The 220-nt window shown below is 68.2% G+C and carries 1 protein-coding gene; it reads left to right on the plus strand.

The window, feature by feature from the left end; translation table 11 throughout:
* The coding region (locus tag IH48_RS34170; RefSeq protein WP_037844372.1) for a KR domain-containing protein at positions 1-220 on the plus strand (220 nt) is incomplete at both ends.

Raw genomic sequence — 220 nt, forward strand, 5'->3', positions numbered from 1 at the left:
CTGCACACCGCGCTGGCCACTACGGAACCCCAACTGGCCCTCCGTAACAACACCATCCACACACCCCGCCTGACCCGCACCACCACCCCCACCGACACCTCACCCACATCATTCGACCCGGACGGCACCATCCTCATCACCGGCGGCACCGGCACCCTCGGCAGCCTCCTCGCCCACCACCTCGCCGACCAAGGCCACACCCACCTACACCTCACCAGCC

This window comes from Streptomyces sp. NRRL F-5126 (assembly GCF_000721265.1).
Taxonomy (GTDB): Bacteria; Actinomycetota; Actinomycetes; order Streptomycetales; family Streptomycetaceae; genus Streptomyces.